This is a genomic window from Marinimicrobium sp. UBA4209, assembly GCF_002381585.1.
Lineage (GTDB): Bacteria > Pseudomonadota > Gammaproteobacteria > Pseudomonadales > Cellvibrionaceae > Marinimicrobium > Marinimicrobium koreense.
The window spans coordinates 26,891-48,906 of record NZ_DFTP01000042.1; the positions used below are offsets into that span (position 1 = coordinate 26,891).

Annotated in this window: 13 protein-coding genes; 4 read left to right on the forward strand and 9 right to left on the reverse strand. The window is 59.9% G+C overall.

What is annotated here, in order from left to right:
* Window positions 1–65: 65 nt before the first annotated feature.
* From B3187_RS05665 to B3187_RS05685, 5 genes are all read right to left on the reverse strand, one after another.
* Window positions 66–2,132, reverse strand: a complete 2,067-nt coding sequence (locus tag B3187_RS05665; protein WP_286805040.1) for a hypothetical protein — start codon at window positions 2,130–2,132, stop codon at window positions 66–68.
* A 147-nt stretch (window positions 2,133–2,279) separates the two neighbouring features.
* The gene (locus B3187_RS05670) at window positions 2,280–3,206 is read right to left on the reverse strand and encodes a hypothetical protein (RefSeq protein WP_286805041.1); all 927 of its coding nucleotides are present in this window, start codon (window positions 3,204–3,206) and stop codon (window positions 2,280–2,282) included.
* 61 nt (window positions 3,207–3,267) lie between these two features.
* Window positions 3,268–5,451 (reverse strand): hypothetical protein, encoded by a 2,184-nt coding sequence (locus B3187_RS05675; RefSeq protein WP_286805042.1) that lies wholly within the window; start codon window positions 5,449–5,451, stop codon window positions 3,268–3,270.
* Between the two features lie 80 nt (window positions 5,452–5,531).
* On the reverse strand, window positions 5,532–7,880 hold the full coding sequence (gene pbpC, locus B3187_RS05680; protein ID WP_286805043.1) for a penicillin-binding protein 1C: 2,349 nt from the start codon (window positions 7,878–7,880) through the stop codon (window positions 5,532–5,534).
* 7 nt (window positions 7,881–7,887) lie between these two features.
* Window positions 7,888–13,227, reverse strand: a complete 5,340-nt coding sequence (locus B3187_RS05685; RefSeq protein WP_286805044.1) for an MG2 domain-containing protein — start codon at window positions 13,225–13,227, stop codon at window positions 7,888–7,890.
* 210 nt (window positions 13,228–13,437) lie between these two features.
* On the opposite strand from B3187_RS05685, the gene B3187_RS05690 reads away from it, so the two are divergent.
* From B3187_RS05690 to B3187_RS05705, 4 genes are read left to right on the forward strand one after another with little or no spacing between them, the layout of a single operon-like run.
* On the forward strand, window positions 13,438–15,411 hold the full coding sequence (locus tag B3187_RS05690; RefSeq protein ID WP_286805045.1) for a TonB-dependent receptor domain-containing protein: 1,974 nt from the start codon (window positions 13,438–13,440) through the stop codon (window positions 15,409–15,411).
* Between the two features lie 17 nt (window positions 15,412–15,428).
* Window positions 15,429–15,737, forward strand: a complete 309-nt coding sequence (locus tag B3187_RS05695; RefSeq protein WP_286805046.1) for a DUF3649 domain-containing protein — start codon at window positions 15,429–15,431, stop codon at window positions 15,735–15,737.
* The gene (locus B3187_RS05700; protein ID WP_286805048.1) at window positions 15,734–17,374 is read left to right on the forward strand and encodes a PepSY-associated TM helix domain-containing protein; all 1,641 of its coding nucleotides are present in this window, start codon (window positions 15,734–15,736) and stop codon (window positions 17,372–17,374) included. Before B3187_RS05695 ends, B3187_RS05700 begins: the two co-directional genes overlap by 4 nt.
* A gap of 1 nt (window position 17,375) precedes the next feature.
* Window positions 17,376–17,666 (forward strand): DUF3325 family protein, encoded by a 291-nt coding sequence (locus tag B3187_RS05705; RefSeq protein WP_170162944.1) that lies wholly within the window; start codon window positions 17,376–17,378, stop codon window positions 17,664–17,666.
* 12 nt (window positions 17,667–17,678) lie between these two features.
* Here the strand turns inward: B3187_RS05705 and B3187_RS05710 are convergent, their stop codons facing one another.
* The 4 genes from B3187_RS05710 to B3187_RS05725 all read right to left on the reverse strand — a co-directional run.
* Entirely contained in the window at window positions 17,679–18,512 is an 834-nt protein-coding gene (locus tag B3187_RS05710; RefSeq protein ID WP_211331140.1) for a sugar phosphate isomerase/epimerase family protein, read from the reverse strand.
* Window positions 18,509–19,774 carry a DUF6005 family protein gene (locus B3187_RS05715; protein ID WP_286805049.1) on the reverse strand — a complete coding sequence of 422 codons (1,266 nt, stop codon included), beginning with the start codon at window positions 19,772–19,774 and terminating at the stop codon, window positions 18,509–18,511. The genes B3187_RS05710 and B3187_RS05715 overlap by 4 nt, the downstream gene beginning before the upstream one ends.
* A 1-nt stretch (window position 19,775) precedes the next feature.
* Window positions 19,776–21,035: an AMP-binding protein gene (locus B3187_RS05720; RefSeq protein ID WP_286805051.1), complete on the reverse strand. Its 1,260-nt coding sequence runs from the start codon at window positions 21,033–21,035 to the stop codon at window positions 19,776–19,778.
* A 3-nt stretch (window positions 21,036–21,038) separates the two neighbouring features.
* On the reverse strand, window positions 21,039–22,016 hold a 978-nt coding region (locus B3187_RS05725), incomplete at its 5' end, for an IucA/IucC family protein (protein WP_286805052.1).

The following is a 22,016-nucleotide window of genomic DNA, read 5'->3' on the forward strand; positions in this document are numbered from 1 at the left end:
TCCTTATCAGACGTAAGGCCCGAGAGATCGGCTCGGACCTTTTTCATTTTAATAGCTTACGGAAATTATTCGGAATAGCGGGTTATAACGACAAACTCGTTTGTGTTTAGATCGTACGCAAATACCACTTTATGATAATCCTGAGCGACAAAGAGATAGTTATCTTCTTCCATGTAGTGAGCACCATCAGATAGTCGAGCATCAAATTCATCGCTTTCATCGTAGGGATGAACGACAACCCACTCATCGGCCGAAGTGCCTCTTTTCATAATCCCGCGAGATGTCTCGAAAATGTATAGTTTCTCCTCTTCGTCCATAAGCACAAAATCATTTACAGCCTTGATAACATGGTCTGACGGGTAGTCCAGAGGAACCCCCTCTCGATTACCATTCGTCAGGTCCACCTTATACAGATCAAGTCCACCATAAATGTAAGCCTGGCTCTCATCTTCTGTAATTACGAGTCCTCGAGCTGATCCGAAATCCGGCCCATCGCCGACACCAGCCTCATAATCTGAGATGACTGTACTTTCTCCAGAGACGAGATCGACCCTCAAAAGTCGCTTGTAATCGCCCCCTGAAAGTATATAAATATTCTTGGTATCTAATGGAGACAAAACAATATCGCGAACTTGATCGAAATCTGACGTACTGCTTTCAGAATCTGTCCGTAGGATCTCTTCGGCCAACCCTGTTTCAAGATCAACCTCGTAAATAGTATCACCAACAATGTCACGAGCGACTAATAACCGACTATTCTCAGTATCAAGGGCGCCAATACCAAGGGCCCATAAGTTTAGAGCCTCGTTTTCGCCGTCATTTGAGACAAAAACAGAGCGAGCTCCAGTGCTCAAGTCCACTGCCAATGCAACACGGTACTCAGCTACCCCTTCATCTTGATCACTACCCAACAAAAGAAGACGGTTACGAGCCTCGTCATAAACCATGTCTCCAATGTCAAACTGTCCCTGCTCATCATCCGGAAACGGCGCCGTATATTCCTGCCCAACCACCGTCACTTCCACCGGCTCTTCCAGCTCATTGCCCGCTTCGTCTTTGACTTGTAGTGATACCCGGTTTTCGCCGGGAGCCAGGGTGATGCTCTGCTGCCATTCAGCAAAGCCGGATTCCTCGTCGGTTTCCAGGGTGTAGGGAACGGTGCTGTCCCCGTGGTGAACGGTCAGGGTGACTTCGGCAACATCGCTGAGCTCATCGGAGGCTCGCCCTCGGATGGTCAGGGTTTCGGCGCCGCTGGCGCTCATGGGGGGCGGGAACGCAATTTCACCGACCGGAGGCTCTTCATCCGGGGCGGTGGTCAACGCCCACTCGACGGTTTCGGTTCCGATGGTGATCGCCACCTCCCGAGTTTGGTCAGGACCGCTAAGCGTTACTGCACGCAGTGAGATAGCATCTCCCGGCTGAAGCTCTCCCGCTTCGGTGGTGAACTCTCCACCGTTGACCCGGTACTCACCACCGGTGATATTGACGGCCACGGGGGTGTTAATCCCGCTGATCTCGACCTCTTCACTGGTTACCTCTGTTTCGGGATCCAGACCTTCCTGGGGGGCAAAGCCAAAGGCATTCGGTGTCGTATCTTCGGCTTCGGTGGTAACGGTAAAGGTGCCGCTAATCCCACCAATCGTCAGCATGGCAGACGCTTCGGTGCTGAAATTCCCGGAGGCCGTCACTTGAACCCTGACTTCGTCATCCAGGTCCACCTCGCCGTCGGCGTCGGTATAAGCGCCACCCTCGATACTGTATTGACCGCCGGTAACCGAAATCGTGGTAACGGCATCAATACCGCTGACGGTGACGGTATTGCTGGTCAGTGTGGCACCAGGCTCTACATCAAATTGAGGCTCGAACGAGAAAGGGGCGGGCTCAAGGTCAGCGGGTTGGCTCGAGCTACTGGAGCTTGATACTGAACTGGAAGTTGAGCTGGAACTGGAACTGACAGAGGACTCAGACGAGCTTGAGCTTGTCTGCGGCACGCTGGAAGACGAGGGTGAATTAGACGATTGGCTGCTGGACGAACCGGGCTCCGGGCCGCCCCCACTACTGCCGCCACAGGCGGTCAAACCAAGAGTCATCAGAGAAGCCAGGGTAAGCTGGCGCAGTAAAGCGAGGGGCATGACGTGCACTCCTTGTGTTCCGTGTCAGACTTCAAAGGGCGGCATTATGCCAGTCCTTTATCCATTTTTGTGTGATGCAGTTAAAGTTGGCGCAAAACACCTCAAGATTAACAGAAAGAATACGGAAAATACCGAAAGTGATTGGTTCTATCGGGCTATAATCCAATTACCATTTTCGCGTCGAAACACAAGACCATACCTCACAGATCCGGGATCATCAACGAAGTTGAAGGCAATTGCTGGACCATCATCTGACCGAACTAACGCAACCAGCTTTCCATTTGGTTCGTGGATCAATCCAAATTTCTCATTGTCTGATCTAACAATTTTCAAATCGGGGTTACTTAGCGACTTTTTAAGGCTCGCTCTCAGCTCTTCCGCCGTCGTTCCATCCTGTAAGTAAAAAGCCCTGTCAGTTTCGGAGTTCCTCTCCTCGAACATTGTCATTATAACGTCGATATCCCCCTCAATGAGGGCATCCTCAATCCTCTTATATTCTTCGTAAAGCTCATCCCTGTCCCGGTAATACGTCTCGTCTGAAACTGCAAAGTAATCAGGAAGATCATCACTTAAAAAGAACTTCCACAAAGGCAAGCTGTTAGGGATGTCTACCGTCCTTGTAAGTGTAGGGCCGGCCATTTCCTCTTCTGGCTGCTCTATATCCAAAGGATGTATAACAATATTTCCGTGGGAATTTTCGATGAACTCATTCTCTGGGTCGACCTGACGACTCCCAGGACCGCCGTTTAGGGCCACGAGATCAGTTTCGCTCCCATCAAACACAATATCTGTTATCTTGTGACTGACGCTCAAATCTTCATCCGGCTTAACAACCAAGCTCACTGAGAGCCTCGCAGACTCTGGATACTCAGATCCCGTTTCAGGCGCAAAAAGCCCAAGGGAAAAAGTGTTTTTTTCAGGGTGAATATAATTGTTAACGGGAAGCTCAACTTTCGACTGGCCCATCAAGCTATTCACCTGATGGACCTTCACACCATTTATATTCACGAAAGATTCGACATTATTACTCTCTACTAACAAGTAAAATAGCGGTTTTTTTTCAAGCACACTCATTCCATCACCTTTACCGTCAGAACAGGATGAAGATAAAAAAATACATAACACCAGAACCAGCTTAGAATGGAGCTTCATTAAGGGAATACTCCTTTTTTTCTCTAGGAAATCTGGCCTCTGGCAATATTTCCCTGAGCCTTTTCATTTCTTTCTCTTTCAAATTTTCGTTCTGTGCTTTCTTGTAACGACCTCTCCTTCTCTGGTCATCCTCATTCTCAGCGTTTTTCGAATCCACCGTTCCTTTGGCTACCTCCGCATAGTAGGTGTAGTAGAGCGCCGCACCCGTAAACAGCACACTTCCACCAATCGCGGGCTCACCTTCTTTTACGGTTGACGTAAGCTCGAACACAGCGCCAATACCTTTAGATTCAGATCCCGCGCTCTTGAGGGACATTACCATGCCCGCCCTGACCTCGACATAGAATATTTTTGCTTTCGCCTCGATTCTGGCTTCTACGCCAACCAACAGACTCAGAGCACTTTTATTGGTCGTCGTTACTCCGTCTTTGGCCAACCAGCGTTTTCCTGCGTTCTTTTCCCAGGATAAGCTGCCTGAAAGCTCACCGGAAATAAGCAAGTCCAGTGCGACTACAGCGCCTGCGCTGAGCTGCTCTGTTCCTATCCCTTGTTGCGCGCGCTCTCGAATCTCCTTAAGAATCGTGGAGTGGGGCCCCTGCAGGCTGATTATGGTATCGAGAATATCGACACACACATCAGCTTTAAGCAGAGGCGCCATGGACAACGATATACTTCCCGATACCGCGATATCGTTTCGCTGTTCAACCTCTTTAAGCTCAACACCCCCTTTGAGCTCTACGGTCGGCCAAGTCAGTTCAACCTTGTTTCGATTGGACTCATTCCGGTTTTTCCCTCTGCGGGTGTACTTTTCGATGCTTTCGGTCACGGTGTCCATCATTGACCGGATCTCAGGGAAGCAGTCGTCCACCGTCAACTTTTTGTCCGATCCGAGCTCCCAATGGTGAGTATTCACCTGACCGGACACTTTCCCGGAGAGTGCCCAGTCTCCGGTTGAGCCTTCATTACTATCAAGGCTTTTAGACGTACTACTCTGAGAGTATCCAGCCTTAACGCCGCCCTCCCACTTCACTGTTGGAAACGCATGTACAATTCCCTCTACCTGCTCGATTTCTGAGCAGCCGGAGGAGTGGAAACGGTAGGTGTTGAAGTCGATATCACCCGGTAACAGATAACGGCGCAGGAAGTCGCTGAAGGTTTCCACCGGCTGGTCGTTGCTTGGCGGCAGCACCGCGATTTCTTTGCCACTTTGTTTGATGACACTGTCGCCGTCCGGGCCGCTCAGATTGATTGAGGGGCATGCATTTTTGCCGTGACCGCAGGCGCCGGCGAAATCGACGGTGATTTTGTCGGGGCGGTCATCCTGGGTAATGACCTGCAGCACTTTTTGCGTGCCGTTCATATTGGGCTCGCCGTTGAGCACGTCGAGCATGTAACCGCGCGAGCCGTAGTGGGCGCAGCGCAGCATGAACTTTTGCAGCTCGCAAACGGGGATTTCTTCGACGGGGTCATCGTTTTGTGCGCCATCGCCACGGTCGTCGGCGTGGGGGCCCAGGGTGGCGAGAGCGTTTCCGGCCGTGGCTTCCAGCAGCTCTTCTACCAGATTGGTGTCGCCTCCGGGTTTACCGGCGCCGGTCTGTATTGGCTCCTCCACTACCACCAGCTCACCTTCGTGCAGCGCCTGGGCAATGGACTGAAGCGGGGCCTGTGCTTGCCATTGGCCAGCCGGGAGCAATTTTCCGGTGGCTTTGAGTTGTTGGGCGCTGGGATTGAGGCTCTGCACAAAGGCTTTAGCGTCGCTCAGGCTGACAAAAGACCGGGCGGGATGGTCGCTCTTGGTAGCGTTTGCGGCCGGCATCAGTGCCCAGGCGCTGTCCTGGTTATTGCGGAAGCGGGTCAGGCCACTCAGGCTGTTGAGCATGGCCGGGTTGGCGCTGGGGTAGATCTGAACCCGTCCCTCGGCAATCCAGTCCGCCACGCGCCGGCGGGCATCGCAGGGGTCGGCGGGCGGAGTGGGGTCACCGAGGCTGACCAACAATTGCAGCCAGAAATCTGAGGCGCAATCCAGGCCGATCAGAAATTGATGCGCATAGAAGTTGTCGCCAAACCACATCGGTCGCGAGGTCGGGCGAGGCCCCTGGCTGGGGTGATAAAAGCGGTAATATCGACCAAGCAGGTCGTTCAGGTAAGGCACACTTGCAGGTAGCATGACTCAGCCACTCCTTGTAATCCCTGTCATTTGCAGCGCGAATTATGCCACAACGTCTATCGCGAATGTGTGACTCAGTTCTAGCCCTCGCCGCCCAGAACCCGAAACCAACGCTCCAGTTGGTAGCCATCCCCATCCACCAGACGTAATTTGTGCCAACCCGGGTCAAGTGAGACCGCCTGCTCGTGAAACAGTCGGGTTTTCCCCAGATAACGATCATCCAGATGCCAGAACAGTTCTCCCTCGGGATGGCGATGGACGGCCTGGAGAACAGTGCGCCCGCGCCGCCCGCTCAGTTCGAGTGGGATATACACCTGGCTGCCCTCACGGGGATAGAGCAGGTCCATAGGTTGGTCATCGGCGTAGTGGTGAACGGCGGCCAGACAGTCCGACCGCCAGGGGGGAACCGACCGGTAATCATTGTGATGCAGGCGCCAGAAGTGCGCCTGGAGCGGTGGCAGGGTGAACCAGTCGGCCGAGACCATGGCGCTGACCCGCTCACAACCGGCGTGCACCCGATACTGACCGGTGGCATCGAGTTGGACCCGCTGGTAGTGCGGGGTGACCTGCTGAAAGTGGCTGTGCCGGGGAATATCAATTTCGCGCGACTCGCACTGGCCACCGGCGAGATAGCCATCGGTGATGCACACGGACACGGTTTTCAGAGCCCGGGTCGGCCGGTCAAACCAGCGATGATTGCCCAGTTGGGCAAACACTTCGAACAGTACCGGCGCGGCACTTTTCTGGCCGCTCAGCGCTGGCGCTGGTTCACCGCCGGCATTGCCGGCCCAGACGCCCACGGTGTAGCGGCCGTTGCTGCCGATGGCCCAAGCATCGCGCAGGCCATAACTGGTGCCGGTTTTCCAGGCGATGGCCTGACTGCCGCTGAAGTCCCGCCAGAGCGCATCGGTGCCGGGCCGGACAACATTGAGCAGTGCCTGCAAAGTCAGCCAGGCGGCACCCTGCCCCAGGCCGGGATCGCCCTTTGCCTCTCCGTGTTCGCCATGGATCCGCTGTGCTTCGGCGGGCCAGGTGCCCGCACGGGCCATGGAAGTCATTCGGGCATAGAGGTTGGTCAGCTCCCACAGAGTGCCTTCGGCACCACCCAGAATCAGACTCAATCCATAGTCTTCCGCCGGGCGATGCAGAGTGCTCACCCCCAACTCCTGAAGACGATGATGCAGACGTTCGATGCCGTAGTCTTTAAGCATATGCACCGCCGGCACATTGAGCGAGCGGGCCAGCGCCCGATGGGCCGGCACCGCGCCGCGGTATTGGCGATCGTAATTTTCCGGGCGGTAGCCGCCGAAATAGGCGGGAATGTCCGGCACCAGAGTGGTGGGCAACAGCTCGCCCTCTTCCAGCATCAGGCCGTAGAGCAAAGGTTTGAGAATGCTGCCGGTGGAGCGCGGTCGCTGGATAATATCCACCGCCGGTGCGTGGCTGTCTCCGGCGGCCTGGTTGCCCACATAGGCCAGGGTGCGCATCCGTTCATGATCCAGCACCAGAATCGACAGGTTGTGGACGCCGTCCCGAGCCAGGCGACGCCCCTGCTGCTCGGCAATCTGCTGGGTACGTCGCTGCAGGTCGGCATTCAGGGTCGTGTGGAACACTGCCTGAGAAGGGGCCTCGGAGGCCAAGGTAGTCAGCAAGTGAGGCGCCAGATGAGGCAAAGGTCGGGGTCGTTCGGGGAGCGGCTCGCGTAGCGCCAACGTCAGATCCAGTTTACTCAGGGCGCCAGCCTCGGTCAGACGGTGCAGCAAATGATCCCGCTTTTGACGCAGACGCTCGCGATCGCGTCCGGGGTGGATCAAAGCCGGGCTGTTGGGCAGCACGGCCAGGGTGGCCGCTTCCGCCCAGGACAGCTGCTCCGGTTCACGTCCGAAGTAACGCCAGGCGGCGGCCCGCAGGCCGACGATGTTGCCACCAAAAGGGGCGTGACTGGCATAGAAATTCAGCAGCTCATCCTTGCTGAAATGCCACTCCAGGTGCAGAGCGCTCAGAGCCTCCAGCGCTTTATTGGGCAGAGTGCGGGGCGGGTCGTCGCGCAGCATTCGCGCCAGTTGCATGGTGAGGGTACTGCCGCCGCTGGTGACCCGACCGGCTTTGATATTGCCCCAACCGGCCCGGGCGATGGCCAGGGGGTCGATGCCCGGGTGGAGGCGAAAACGCCGGTCTTCGAACAGCAACAGTGCCTGCTCGTATTTGTCCGGCAGGTGGGTAACCGGGGCAAAGCGCCATTGCTGGTCGCCGGCAATCCGGGCTCCGAGCAGTTCGCCATTGTCGGCGAGTATCAGACGGGCGTAGTCGCGATTTTGTAAGCTCGACGGCAGCGGCCAGTACTGCAGGAGCAGCGAGGCAACCAGCATCCCCCCGGCCACCCCCAGCAGCCAGGGCCGACGTATCCACTTGCCGAAGGTCTTACTCACCGCCGCCTCAGTCCGACTTGATCACGCGGACCCACTGCCCGGCGGTACCCGCCCGAATCCGTTCGTTATACATGGCTTCGGTGCGCCACCCCGGCAGGTAGAAGTCCCCCGCGTAGGAGGCGTTGAGCAGGATCTTCAGGGTGACCCGCTCCTGGCGATCGTCCTGATAGCGCCAGCGCCACCGGTAGTCCCGCCAGAGGCTGAAGTAGCCCAACACCCGGTCGTCACGAATATCCAGATAGTCAAACCCCTCGGGCGCATCGCCGCCTTCCAGCCGCTCATTGCGGATCTGCCAGCCGCTGGGCATTACCAGGCTCAGGGCAATATCCTCCAACCGCGCGCGGCCCAGTTCACCGAAGTCGGCTGAGACACTCACTTCCGCCATAAAGTCGGTGCCCTGAGGCAGTTCAGTGACCTCCAGGGTTTCGCCTTCCAGCATGGCGAAGCGCACGTCCAGATTCAGTCCCTCCGCTTCCGGCTGCTCATCCGTGGCGGCGGGGGTGCCTCGATTGCTGAGCAGCACCCGCAGGTTCTGATCACTGTCGTTGCGCACCCCGGCCTGGGTATTCATCAATGACTGCCGATACCAGTGGCTCTGACTTTCCAAAGACTGCCAGTCGCCCTCGGTATCCAGCGCGAAGCGCAGGGGTTCCTCGGCGTCCACGTCGCCGGCGAAGTTTGCCAGGGCGGTGAGGGCCCAGGCCACCGATTGAGTGCTGTACCAATCGGACTCAGAGAGCCGCTCGGCGATCTGTTCCGCCTGTTGCCAGGCCGCTTCCTGCTCACCGGCCTGGACCAGCAACTTCAGGCCGATGGCCCGGTCGCGCAGGCTGGAGCCATAGGTATAGCCGGGCTCGTCATAGTCCGGCACGCGCTCGACCTCGGGCATCAGTTCCCGCCCGGCATCCTTGAGCCCGAGCTGATAGTAAGCACTCGCCAGCAGACGCCGTGCGGTCACCTGCTGATCGCTGTTCAGTTGGGTCAATCGCTCTCGCAACCGGTTCATGGCCGGGGTTTCCGCCGAGCCCGCCAGGGCCAGCACGTAAAGGCGATAGGCCTGCACCTGGGTCCGGTAGTCTTCGCCCTGATTGAAGCGACGGGCCTGCTGGCGCTCGTGGTCCAGCCAGCGCTGCAAGCCGTCAGCCTCGACGCCATAGCCGCGCCGCTGGGCTTCCACCAGGAAGTGCCCCGCGTAGAGCGAAGCCCAGTCATTGGCGTAGGTCGCACCGGGCCAGTAACTGAAAGCACCGTTGGCCAGCTGGAAGCGGGCCAGCCGCTCGATGGCGGCCTGCAAGTTGCTCTCCCGCTCGCGTTCCTGGTCATCGGACAGGGATACCAATCGATCCAGGTAGAGCTGTGGGAAAGCCGCCGAGGTCACCTGCTCCAGACAGCCGTGGGGGTAGTTGAGCAGGTAACCCAGGCGCTGCTCGAGATTGATCGGCGGCAACCGGCTGATCTCGATGCTGGCCTCATTGGTGCCCGCCATGCCGTGGGCTTCCAGAGAGGAACGCCACTGCTCGCCCGGCGCCAGGACAACCTGCTCCCGACGTACCGACGGCGGGTTGGCCGCACGGGATTCAATATGAATGGTCTGGCTGGCTGCCTCTTCACCGCTGCGAGCGGTCACCGTCACCTGCCCTTGCCCGACCTGATCGTTGACCTTGAGGGTCAGCTCGGTGATGGCGTCCTGTTGCCCGTCCAGGCTGAGCTCCGCCGTGCTCTGCGCGATAGTGAACAGGTCACTGGCGCTGGCCTCGATGGTCACCTGATCAATGGCTTCGTCGTTCGTAAACACTTGCACCGGCAGGGAGATGGTCTCCCCCGGCCCGACCACCCGGGGCAGTGTCGCCAACAGACTGAGCGGCTGGGTGACGGTGACGCTCTGTTCGGCCTTGCCATAGGCGCCCTGCTGGCCCGCCACTACCATGGCGCGTACTTCGCCCAGATAGGGTGGCAGCGTGATCTCGTGGGTTTGAGTCTCGCCCGCGGCCAGAGTAAAGGGGCCAAGGAACTGCACCACTGGCGGAAAACGGCGCTCCCGGGGGTTGGCATCGACCTCATCGTCGGCATCGCTACCACCGATGGCCAGCACTCTCTGCAGGGAAGCACCGTAGGCACCCACCACCTGGTCGAACAGGTCCCAGGTATAGACACCCAGGGCTTCGCGACGATAGAAATGATCGTGAGGATCGGGCGCCTTGAAGCCGGTGATGCCCAGTAGGCCCTCATCCACGAGGGCCAGGGTGTAGGTCATGGCCCGGTCGTTGGTCTCGCTGACCTCAACCGCAAAGGTGGACTCCGGGCGCACCTGTTCCGGGGCTTCAATCTCGGGTTCCAACCGGGTGTCGGGATCTTCCACCGCCAGGGGCACCAGACCATACAGACGCATGGGGGCATCACTGGCCCGCTCCTGGTGGGGCAGCAACAGGCTCAAGTGTACATAGACATTGGGCGCCATTTCGGCGGTGACCGGAATCTCGATATCGGTCTGCCCCGGCTCCAGGTCCAGCCAGCGCCGTTCCAGTACCCGCCGACCGTTTTCCAGGCTGAGCAGCACACGGCCACGCTCAACCTCCGGCAAACGGACCCGTGCAATCTCGCCCACCTGGTATTCATCCTGATCGGTGGAGAGCATCAGTTGGGTGGCGCTGGCGGGGTTCACTGCGTTGCTGCGGCTCCAACCCAGATACAACGGCTCCCCGGCGCAGTGACCGCTGTTTTCGTCGCACACCCGCAGCAGGTAGCGGCCCCAATCGTAGTGGTCCTTCTTCAGGGTCCAACGGGCCAGGCCGTTGGCGTCGGTGGTGAGCGAGTCTTCACTTAAGGGCGCGCGATTCTCACTGGCCACAAAGCTGGCCAGGTCGTCACTGCCGCGATCCCACCACCAGCGCCAATCCACTTTATAGAGGGTGAGTTTCAGGTCGCGGTCAGCCAGTGGTTTGCCTTCGCTGGAGAGACTCTGAAAACTGACTTCATGATCCTGATTGCGGGCGATGGCTCCGTTGTAACCGCTGCCGTCGGGTACGTGAATGCCCACCCACTGTTCGAATGGCAGATAATCGAACCGGCGCAGCGCCGTGCTGAACGCCCCGCCCGGTTCGAACACGCGGTTGATGAATACGGCGGATAACTGACCCGGCGGTGGCGAGGCCACCGGAAGGTTCACGGGGAAGCGCGCTTCACCACTTTCATCCAGCTCTCCTTCAAACACCCTCTGAGTGGCCCCGGAAAACTCCCGGGCCGGGTCGTCAAAGGTGAACTGGCTGTAGCCGTCGAAGCGGGTGGTTTTGGGAATCAACCGGACTTCGGTATCCGCTTTCAGCCCGGCGGCGCTGGCACCGTGCAGCCACTGGGCGGACAGCTCGGCCTCGGCCGGCATGGCATCCAGACGCAACGGGGTCTCGGCAAAGCTCAAATCCATTTTCAGCCGATTGGGCATGATGGTTTCGATCTTGAGCACTTTGTCGAAATAGCGGTTGCCCAGATGCACCACCGCCCGCCAATTACCCGTGGGCGCGGACTCCTCGGTACTCAGCGTAAAGCGGTAGAAGCCGTCCACCGGGTTGCGGGCGATTTCGCTGGTGACTTTCTTTCCTTGAGGATCAAACAGATCCAGGGTCACCGGATGATCCTCGGGCCAGCGGTCGTCGCGATCTTCGAGAATAAAGGTCAGATGGATGTCATCCCCCGGCCGCCAGACGTCCCGCTCGCCATAAATAAAGCCTTTCAAGCCATCGCGCACCGGCTCGCCATCCACATCAAACTGATTGGTGGGCAGTGCTTCGTTGCGCGCCAAGCGCAGATAGCCGGTTTTTCCCTCGCGCTCGGCCACCAGATAGAACGGCTGCCCGTCAGTGCGGATCGAGGCCATACCATATTCATCGGTGCGACCTTCCCCAATGGGTTGCTGCTGGAAGTTGTAAACGCGAACCTGCGCATCCGGCAAAGGCTCGGCATCGAGCAGGCCGGTGGCAATCACTTCCAACTGATCATCACCACCCAGCTTGGCCATCAGGCCCATGCTGGATACCTGAAAGGCACGTTGGGCCTGCACCTGATCGCTATAGCGGTAGTAACTTTTGTGACAGGGATTGTTGCGTTCGCTGTACACCCAGTAACCGCGAGATTCGTAGTACTGCCGATACCAGGCTGGCTTGGAATCATTCTGGTAGGACCAGTCGCCCTCGTGACTTTCCGGTTCCGGATCTTCTGCCTGCTCGGGACGAGGCACATCACAGGGGTAGAGGGAGTTGCTGCGGTCCACACTCAAGGACAGTTGAATCATGCCCTCCGGATGCTCTGCCATCAGCTCAGTCAGATCCAGGTTGTAGCGTTGCCAACCGTCGCTGGCGGGCTCGGGCAGGCGATAGGTTTTGCGCCACAAGTAGCGACCGGTGGCACCGTCCGGCCCTGCATCGGAGAGTCCATGATTCTGCAGATACTGCCCCATGTTGCCTTCGAACACTTTGAAGGCGGTGACCTGCACCGAGTCGATATTCGCCGCTTCAAACGGAACAGACAATTGGCGCGCGGGCGGCAGAATACTGCTGCTGCCCAGGAAGCGTACGCCGGGGGTGACCAGGTTCAGGCGCAACGACTGCTCGAAGCCTTCGGACAAACGCTGGCCTCGCGCACTGCGCACCAGGTCAGTGACGGTCAGCATAACGCTTTCGTCGGTCTGCTTACTCGGGTAGAGCCGCAGGCGGCTGCCGTCCACTCGAGCGCGGACCTCCTTGCCACCAAGCTGCACCAACCCGCTCAGGTTCTGCTCACGATCCAGCGGCTGGGAAAAGCTCACCTCCACATAGGTTTGCCCACCGTGCACCACTTGCGCGCCGGTAACCACGAAGGTGTCACGGGCGGGAATCGTCAGGGTTCGCTGGCCTTTCTGTGACGACCCGATACTCGAGCCGTCCCAGGCGAGCACCAGCGTCTGTTCCCGATCGGTCTGAGGCAAGGCGTCCAAATGGAAACCGAAGCGCACCGGCTTGGCGGTCTCCTGCCACTGTACCGGCACCGATTCTCCTTCAAGCTCCGCCGTCAGAACCGATTCCACAGCGTTCCGATCCGCACCGTCCGGCACATAGAGCTCACCGGACAGGGATAGCTCGTCGGCCCTTTCCGATGGCGCCAAACCGCCCACCGTCAGCTCAAAACTACCCTGTTCGCCAGAATCCGGGGCCGCCGAGGAAGCGCTTTCAGACGAGGAGGAGGAAGATGACGCGGGCGGATCTTCGCCCGGGCTGCAGCCCAGCAGCACCGACAGCGCGGCACTGATCAAGATCCAGCGTATCCGTGTGACCGAATTGAAGAGTGTCACGCCAGCGGGCAAGAAAGGCTTGTCCATAAGAGTCCCTGATGATTTGTAGGTTGGAGAGGCTGCAGTCAGTTTACCCGACAGTCGCGTCATAATCCCAGACGCCCGTTTTCATCAAGAGTTCTACGTCCGGACAACAAACAGATCAAGAAAACGTAACAACTGTAACAATCGTTTACAGCGCCACACACGTTAATGATAATGCTTCTTTTTTAGATTTATTGAAAAGGAAGCTCCCTCATGATCGCACCCAATGCCTCCCGTCTGAGTCCACTCGCCCTGGCCATTGCCCTGGCGCCGCTGGGTGCCGTCGCACAAAACGTCACGCCCGACGCCGACCCACAGCAGCACAACCGCACCCTGATCAGCGAAGAACTGGTGGTCGTTGGCCAGCCGCTGGACAGCCTGATGAACAGTGACGATATCGAGCGCAAACAGGCCAATGACCTGGACGATATTTTCTCCGGCGTGTCCTCTGTGCTGGTGGGTGGCTCCGTGGGCGCCGCCCAGAAGATTTATGTGCGCAACCTCGGCGAAGACACCCTGAACATCATGGTGGACGGCGCCACCCAGTCCGGGGTGACCTATCACCACACCGGCCGGATTTCCGTCGAGCCCGAACTGCTCAAGCAGGTGCGGGTACAGGTGGGCGCCGGCGATGCCACCAATGGCCCCGGCGCCCTGGGGGGCGCCATCCGGTTTGAGACCAAGGACCCCGAGGATCTGCTCGGTTCCGACAATTTCGGCGCCCTGCTGAAAACCGGCTACTTCTCCAATACCGAAGGCACCAAAAACAGCGCCACGGTCTATGGCCGCTTTAACGATACCCTCAGCGCCATGGCCAGTTATGTGGACGCCGACCAGGACAATATGGAAGACGCCAAGGGCAATGAGTTGCCCGGCACCAACTCCGATCAGGGCCTCGGCTTCGTCAAACTGGTGGGCGATCTGGGTGCGGGCCACAGGCTGAGCCTGAGTCACGAACGCCTGACCGAGGAGGGTGAAAAGCTGACCCGCCCCGAGTGGGGCCAAGGCCCCAACAACCCGCTGCGCGAACTGGAGTTTGAGCGCGAAACCAGCACCCTGAAATACCAGTGGGATGCACCGGGCAATGAGGCGCTGTTGGTGGATGCCAATGTCTACGCCACCGAGTTCAACATCTACCGCCCCTGGGACAACTACACCAGCACCGTGGACACTCAGGGCTTTACCCTGGGCAACACCAGCAAGCTGGCCGGTCACAGCGTGGAGTACGGCGTGGATTATCGGGACGATGAGGTGACCGCTGGAGAGGCGGACGATGCCAACCCCTTTACCGAAACCAGTGAGGTACTGGGCCTGTTTGTGCAGGATCGCTACCAGGCCACCGACAGATTGCTGCTGAGTTTCGGTACCCGCTATGATGAGTTTGAAGCGGTGGATAAGGAAGGCAACGAATTTATCGAAGAAGGTTTCAGCCCCAACCTGGGTTTCTCCTTTGAGGCGACCCGTCGACTCACCGTCAGCGGCGGCTACGCCGAAGCCCTGCGCGGCGTGGAGACCAATGACGGTTTCAAACTGTTTGGCACCACCAATGACCCGGACCTGAAAGCCGAGCGCGCCAAAAACCTGGAGTTCGGTGCGGACTACGAACTCGGACGCTTTATGTTCTCCGCCGGGGTTCACGATGTCACCATTGAAGATGCCATCGGTAACGCGGTGCCCTGGTCCCGTCACTATGAAAACCTGGGCGATCTGGAATCCGAGGGTTATACCCTGGGCCTGACCTACAGTGGCCAGCGGCTGTTCTCCAAGTGGACCTTCCTGGACACCACCGCCGAAATTGATGGCGAGCAGGTCACCCGCTACTCCTACGGCTACCTGGGCACCTCCACCGGTGACACCCTGTCGATCGATACCTCCTACCAGATCACCGACGGACTGGACGCTGGCTGGATAGCCACATTGGTCGAGGGCATGGATGACATTTATGTCGTCGCGGCGGATGCGACGGTCGATAAACCCGGCTACGGCGTGCACGATTTTTATCTGCACTGGGAGCCGCGTGTCTCCGAAAACCTGAGCATGACACTCACGGTGAAAAACGCCTTCAACAAACAGTACCTGGACCACGGCAGTATCGAGGACTTCACTCACGTTCCCGATTACGACGGCATCGTCGGTTACCCGGCGCCGGGTCGGGACATTCGCCTGAGTCTGGCTTTGCGGTTCTGATCAGGGAGTAAAGCGATATGGCCCGATCCACCGCTCACACGCCCTTATTGCTGGACGTGCTCTCCCGCAGCCTGGCGGCCCTGCTCGGCGGTTACGGTCTGAGCGTGGCGCTGCCCGTGCTGGTGGGTTTGCTCCTTCCGGTGGAGCGGGGCCCGGCGACGGTGACGGCCCTGCTCCTGAGTTTTCTGGTGTACACCGGGGCCTTTCTCTGGGCGTTCGGGGTGCGCAGCCACCGGCGCGCCTGGAGCGGTCTGCTGTTCCCGGCGCTGCTCTGCGGCGGGCTCGCTACCCTCTGGTTGACCCTGCTGGGTGACCCGGCCTTATGAAATCCGCGTTTCGCGCCTCAATGGCCTGGTTACATCGATGGGCAGGCATTATTTTCAGTGCCCTGATGTATTTTATTTTCGTCACCGGCACCACCGGATTTTTCCATTTCGAAATGGACCGCTGGATGGAGCCGGAACGCCCGCTGGCGATGCACTGGACCGACGACGGTTTTCCTTCAGCCGACACCCATCATTACACGGCCTATACCAACCAGGGCGAATTAACCCTGTCCACCCGGACGTTGATTGAACTCGGCACCGAACGCCTGCAACAACAGGCGCATCCCGAATCGGTCTGGTGGGGTATCATTCTGCCCACCGCGCGCAACGGCAATTTCTGGGTGGAGTGGCAGCCGCCTCGCGGCCCCAACGGAGAGCGGACGGAACGGGAAGCGGAGTATCTGGATTTTCACAACGGTGAGCCGCTTTGGATACAACCCCGAGACACCGGGGGCGGTATGGCCCTCTATCGATTGCACTGGCGCCTGCATTATCTGCCGGACACCGCGGCCTATTGGATCGTCGGACTGTGCACCCTGTTGATGCTGGTCGGTCTGGTTTCTGGAGTAATCATTCATCGACGCATTTTCCGGGAGTTTTTCACCCTGCGGTTGTTTCGCCGCGCCCGCTCCTGGCTGGACCTGCACAACCTGAGCAGCGTTCTGGCCCTGCCGTTTCAGATCATGATCGTCTACAGTGGCCTGGTATTTTTTGCCGTCACTTTTATGGAGCCCATCGTCACCTCCCGCTACGGTGATGAAGGCACCCGGACCTTTTACAAGGAAGCCTACCCGGAGGCCGAGACGGACGCGAAAACCGGAGAGAAAGCGGACAGCGTGGCCATTGCGCCCTTGCTGGAGCAGGCTCAGGCGGAGACCGGCCAACGAATCGAACAGATTTACCTGCTCCACCCGGGTGATAAAAATGCCCGGCTATCGTTTTATCTGCCAGAACCCTCACCGGGACACTATGAAGGCAAACCCCACAAACTGTTGTATCGGGCCAGCACCGGTGAACGACTCGACGGGGGCGAACAACAGTACGGTGGTGCCGCCTCGGTGGAAAAAACGCTGATCGCGTTGCACGAGGGGCTGTTTGCCGACTGGCCACTGCGCTGGCTGTACATTCTGTGCAGTCTATTGGGCATTATCATGATCGCCACCGGTGCCCTGTACTTTGTGAAAAAACGCACCGCCAGCCGCCCCAATGAGTACGCCAGGGTGGAGCGTTTTTACGCGGCGGTTATTCTCGGTTTGCCACTGGCAATATCCGTTTATTTTTGGAGTAATCGACTGATATCCACCGACGTTGCAACGCGGGCCGACTGGGAAATGCACAGCCTGTTTCTGGCGTGGCTGGTCAGCGGTGTCTTCGCCTGGCTTCGACCCAGAACCGCAATCTGGCGGGAACTATTGGTTCTGAATGCCCTGGGCTGGGGTCTGTTGCCTGTGGTCAACGCATTGACCACCGACCGCCACCTGGGTATCAGCCTGGCCGTGGGCGACTGGGTGCTCGCCGGTTTTGACCTGACCGCCCTCGCTCTGGCGGCGAGCTTTGCCCTGATGGCGGGGTGCGGCTATCGCCAGATTTCGGCCAGCATACGCGTCGGTCATGCGACCGCCATTCGGGAGGCCTGAAATGACTGGCGTGGTGATCACACTGTTTGTCTCGCAACTGTTGCTGGCCCTGTCCCTGCCCTCTCACTTGCGCACCCTGAACCCCGTCCTGGCCCGAAACCCGGCCCGGTTCCGGCGCCTGGCATTGGCGTTGCGCGGCGTCGGTTACCCGCTCCTGGCCGGCTCGACCGCGCCCGCCGTAGTTCACTGGGGAGCCGCGCTGGGGCTCACCTACTGGTTCGGCCTGTTTGCGCTCACGGGGCTGAGTGCGGCACTTGGGCTGGAGTTTCTCAATCGCCGCCACGCCCGCTGATTGGTTCGACACTCAGGCATGGCATAACCGCTCCGTCTGCAGGCGCAGAATCTGCTGGCTATCCCGGGCAATCACCTCGAAGGGGGCGGGCCCGAACCACTCCAGGGAGGCCGAGTGCACCCGCCCGTCGGGCAGGCTGTTCAGAAAATGGGCGAAGTCACAGGCGCCCTCGAACAGCGGCACCATTCCGGCTCGGCTGCCCGCCGCAGAATAGACATTGTCAGGGGCGAATTCCGGCAGGTACTGACGGTGACGGATGTTCTTCAGGTGCAAGTGCTGCACCTGAGGGGCGAGCGTCCGCCAGGCGCGCACCGGGTCTTCCCCGGCCTCCCAGATATGCAGTACGTCCAGATTCACTTTCAGGGCCGGATGATCCACCGCCGCCAGCAGCTCCCCGGTCGCCTCGGTGGTATCGGCCCCGGTATTCGGGTGGGTTTCCAGTAGCAGGGTCATGCCCGCCTCTTCCGCCCGCAGGCAATAATCGCGCAGGCGGCAGACCAGGGCGTGCCAATCGGCGGCCGTGCATTCGGCACTGGCTTTTTTCCCGGCGAATACCCGGATTTTGCGGGTGTTCCAGTGACGGGCCAGGGTGCACAGCTCGCGCAGCTTTTCCCGTCCCTGGGGATAGGGCCCGGCAAAGGGCAGGTAGTCACTGAGCATACTCACCCCCAAGCCCATGGCCTCGAGCCAATCGCCGTTCAGCGCCGGCTGGTGCTTCAGACCCCGGGCGTGGGCCGCCCAGAGTTCGATGCCGTCCAGCCCGGCCCCGGCGGCAAAGGTGGCCAGCTCCGGCAGGGAGACCAACTGGTGGCGAAAACTGATGGTACACAGGGACAGGTGCATCATAGGGCCGCTACCTCCCGGGACACCGATCCGCGGATCGACGACTGTTTGCGCCAGTCGTTAAAGGCGTGAAACAGGGCGCGCTTGATCCGGTATTCCCGCTGATGCTGTTCGGCGATCCGGCGCGAAAGCCGGGCGAAATCGTCCCTCGTCCGGGTGTGCGCGACTTTGTTGGCCCGATACAGAACGGCGTCGTAGCCTTTGACCAATGCCTCGATCTCATCGCACCAGTGCTCGAACTCGTCCGCCGGGCGCTCCAGCGCCCGCCAGAAATAGGCCAGGCCGTGTTCGTAGGCGTACTTGCGAATGGCCAGCACCGGCAGCTCCGCCAGGGCCGAACCCAAACGATCCAATGGCTGCTCGCCCGCCTCGGGCAGATGACGGCGCACCACCTGTTCCACCGCCTGGGTCAGGGTGTTGACGGTGGGCTGGAAGCAGACCTCGAAATACGCCGCCACCGCTTCCGGCTCCGGCGCGTGCAAATGGCAGGTATCCAGGCAGACACCACCGGCCACGGCGGGTGACTCCACCGCGTGCAACACCCTCCGACGATCCAGGCTGCCCTCCCAGCGAAAGTCCGGGTCCCACATCCAGAGCCGGTCCGGATCGGCGTCGTTTTCCAGCAGAACATAGTGCGGAAAAGGGTTGAGCTGGAAGCGGTTTTCCCGCTCGGGGAGCCGGTACAGGTCCAGCATCACCATCAGATGCTCCCGAGGTTTGCGCTGCGCCAGGCGGGTTTCCAGGGTGGCAATATTGTGGGCCTTGCTCAGTGCCGGGTCATACCAGGGGGAGACCTCCGCCCCGTACAGACGCTCGAACCAGGTCAGGAAAAACCCGTGGTCCACCGCCTCGTCGTGGTAGCGCAGTCGCGCCTGATCGTCGACAAACACCTCCGCGTCCCAGACGCCAAAATACAGCGGGCGGTGGTCAAGCCCCCTCGCCTTGATCGGGTGGCACAGGCAACTGACCACACAGTGCACTTTGACATCCAGTTCCGGCTCGCCGACCGTGTCGTTGGCCGCCGTCGGTCGCACCAGCACTTCCAGATCGCTCACCCGTTCCAGATCGCCGGCGCTCAGTGCTTCCTCCGGCAGTGCATAGCCGCACTCGTTTTCCAGCAGCACCAGCAGTTGCATCAGCTCCACCGAATCGAGCCCGAGCTGGTACGTCAGGTGACTGTCCGGCGAGAGATCCTCGCAGGGTATTCGAGGCAGGTATCGGGTCATCAGGTCGCGCAGTTGACGAACAAAGGTTTCACTGGCCATCTCAAGCCACCCCCTGTGCGGCGTCGGCGGCAAACTGCCCGGCCAGTTGCCGACGGCTGACTTTGCCGTTGGGCAGACGAGGTATCCGCTCGCGGTGGTAAAACCGGCTGGGCCATTGATGGCTCGCCAGGTGCTGGCGACAGAAGGCTCGCAGGTCGGCATCACCCAAGGGCGAGGCCCCGGTGTAGACCGCCGCCACCCGCTCCCCCGCCAGAGGGTCGGGCTGTTTGAAGACCACCACCTCGCGGATACCGGCGTGGCGCATCAGCGCGTTTTCCACCTCATGGGGATAGACGTTGAAACCGGCGGTGATGATGGTGTCATCCATACGGCCGCAGAAGCGCAGGCGCCCCTGATCATCCAGATAGCCGGCGTCGCCGGTGGCGATGCGTCGCCCCTGCTGAACGACCAGTACCTCTTCGGGTTCGTCCGGGCCAGGTCCCGCCTGCAATGCGCAGTGCCCCAGAGGCATGCCCATGATGTCCGCCCGCTCCGGCTGCCGGGCCACCGCCACGCAGCCGGCTTCGGAGCAACCATACTGCTGCCAGAGGTTTTCGGTTTTGCCGCGCACCTCATCGAACCAGGCTTCGGGCATGACGCTGCCCGAGGTCATCACCCCGTGTAGGGGCTCGCCCGGTGGCCAGAGCATCATCAGAGTGCGGATAAAGGTGGGCGAGCTGTACAGCAGCGGCCGGGATTCCGCGCGCAACATCTTCAGCAGGTACTTGGGATTCCAGCCGGTGACGATGCGCGGCACCACACCCCGGTCCAGGGCCGCGAGCACGCCGCAGATCAGCCCATAGGAATGACTGATGGAGCAGGCCACCACAGGCACTACCTCCGGGGGCAGGTCGAGCGCCTGATGGTAATGGGTGATTTCGGTATCGATGTCTGACCAGGTGCGCTCAATGGGTTTGGCTTCACCGGTGGTGCCTGAGCTGAACTGAATCAGGGTGCCATCCTGAACCGACGTCTGACACTCAAGCGGGACAAGCTGCTCCGCACTCTGCCAGATCAGGCCGTCGCAGTGCAGCGCCCGGGCCTTCTCCAGCGCGGTAGCCCGGGGCGTGTCCGCGGGTAGCGGCGCGATGGACAGGTTGTGTTGCCGGGCATAGAGCACCAGGGCCAGCCACTCGACCGAATCGTGGGTACAAACGGCCAGGCGCCGACCGGATACCGTCGCGAGCGCCCGGGTCAACAGGCGCCAGCGCGCCTCGATAGTGGCCCGGTCATAGGGCCGATCATTGAGATAAAACAGCATGGCTCACGCCTCCTTCCGAGCGATTTCCGATAGTGGGTTGAACACGCGATGGTGGTATTCGGGCTGCACGCCGCAGAGTTTTTTGCGCAACAGGGATTCCACCTGAACCATGGGTGCCCGATAGCCCAGAGCCCGAAGGCGTGCCGGATCGCAGTGGCCACCGCCGGCGTAACGCGCCAGGCAGGCATGCACCAATTTCCAGAAACGGGGTTCGGGTAATCGGTAATGGGTCTCGCACAGGGCGGCGAGCTCCGAGAGCTGGAAAACGAACAGGGTATCCATCACCAGTTCGCGCAGGGCCTCCACCGAGTCCATCCAGTAGTACTCATTGGGCCGGGCATCGGCGTACCGTGCCTGGCGGCGGAACGCTGGTGCCGCGTCCGGGGTGGCGAGAAAGTTTTCCACGTACTCCACGCTCTCGTGAAAATCCCGGGCCGCCAGCCACTGGGGCCAGCCGTCACGATGGACCAGCAACAGGTTCTGGCCGTGGGCTTCCAGCGCGATGCCGTGACGGGCCAGCAAGTGCCAGACCGGCAGGATCAGGGTGTCGAACAGGCGGGTCAGCCAGGGCTCCAGGCCATAGGCGTTTACCCAGGGGTCGATAAAGGGTTTGCCATCGGACTCCATCAGCGCCAGGGCCTGGGCCGGCACGGCCCGCTCGCCGGGGGCCAACCGGGACGGCAGGCTTTCGCGCCAGAGCGCACCCAACTGACAGATACCCGGCTCAGACGGGCTCAACAAACCGGTCTCCTCCACCCGCAAACCCGCGTATTCCCGCAGGATCACCAGAGGTTGCTGTTGAAAGAAGACATCACCCGCCACCGTTTCGGCCAGCCAGTCAGACAGAACCGGGCCGGAGTCGATACCATGGCTCAGCAGGTGACGCCGCGAGGAGGTGAGCACGATATCCAGGGGCAGCTTGAGATCACCCCGTTCCGGCCGGGAATCATTCATCAGGGTGCGCATGGATTGGCTGACTCG

Excerpts from the sequence above, each read along its gene's own strand:
- B3187_RS05665 (WP_286805040.1), bottom strand. The coding sequence starts at position 2,132 with ATGCCCCTCGCTTTACTGCGCCAGCTTACCCTGGCTTCTCTGATGACT.
- B3187_RS05670 (WP_286805041.1), bottom strand. The coding sequence starts at position 3,206 with ATGAGTGTGCTTGAAAAAAAACCGCTATTTTACTTGTTAGTAGAGAGT.
- B3187_RS05675 (WP_286805042.1), bottom strand. The coding sequence starts at position 5,451 with ATGCTACCTGCAAGTGTGCCTTACCTGAACGACCTGCTTGGTCGATAT.
- B3187_RS05685 (WP_286805044.1), bottom strand. The coding sequence starts at position 13,227 with ATGGACAAGCCTTTCTTGCCCGCTGGCGTGACACTCTTCAATTCGGTC.
- B3187_RS05690 (WP_286805045.1), top strand. The coding sequence starts at position 13,438 with ATGATCGCACCCAATGCCTCCCGTCTGAGTCCACTCGCCCTGGCCATT.
- B3187_RS05695 (WP_286805046.1), top strand. The coding sequence starts at position 15,429 with ATGGCCCGATCCACCGCTCACACGCCCTTATTGCTGGACGTGCTCTCC.
- B3187_RS05700 (WP_286805048.1), top strand. The coding sequence starts at position 15,734 with ATGAAATCCGCGTTTCGCGCCTCAATGGCCTGGTTACATCGATGGGCA.
- B3187_RS05705 (WP_170162944.1), top strand. The coding sequence starts at position 17,376 with ATGACTGGCGTGGTGATCACACTGTTTGTCTCGCAACTGTTGCTGGCC.
- B3187_RS05710 (WP_211331140.1), bottom strand. The coding sequence starts at position 18,512 with ATGATGCACCTGTCCCTGTGTACCATCAGTTTTCGCCACCAGTTGGTC.
- B3187_RS05715 (WP_286805049.1), bottom strand. The coding sequence starts at position 19,774 with ATGGCCAGTGAAACCTTTGTTCGTCAACTGCGCGACCTGATGACCCGA.
- B3187_RS05720 (WP_286805051.1), bottom strand. The coding sequence starts at position 21,035 with ATGCTGTTTTATCTCAATGATCGGCCCTATGACCGGGCCACTATCGAG.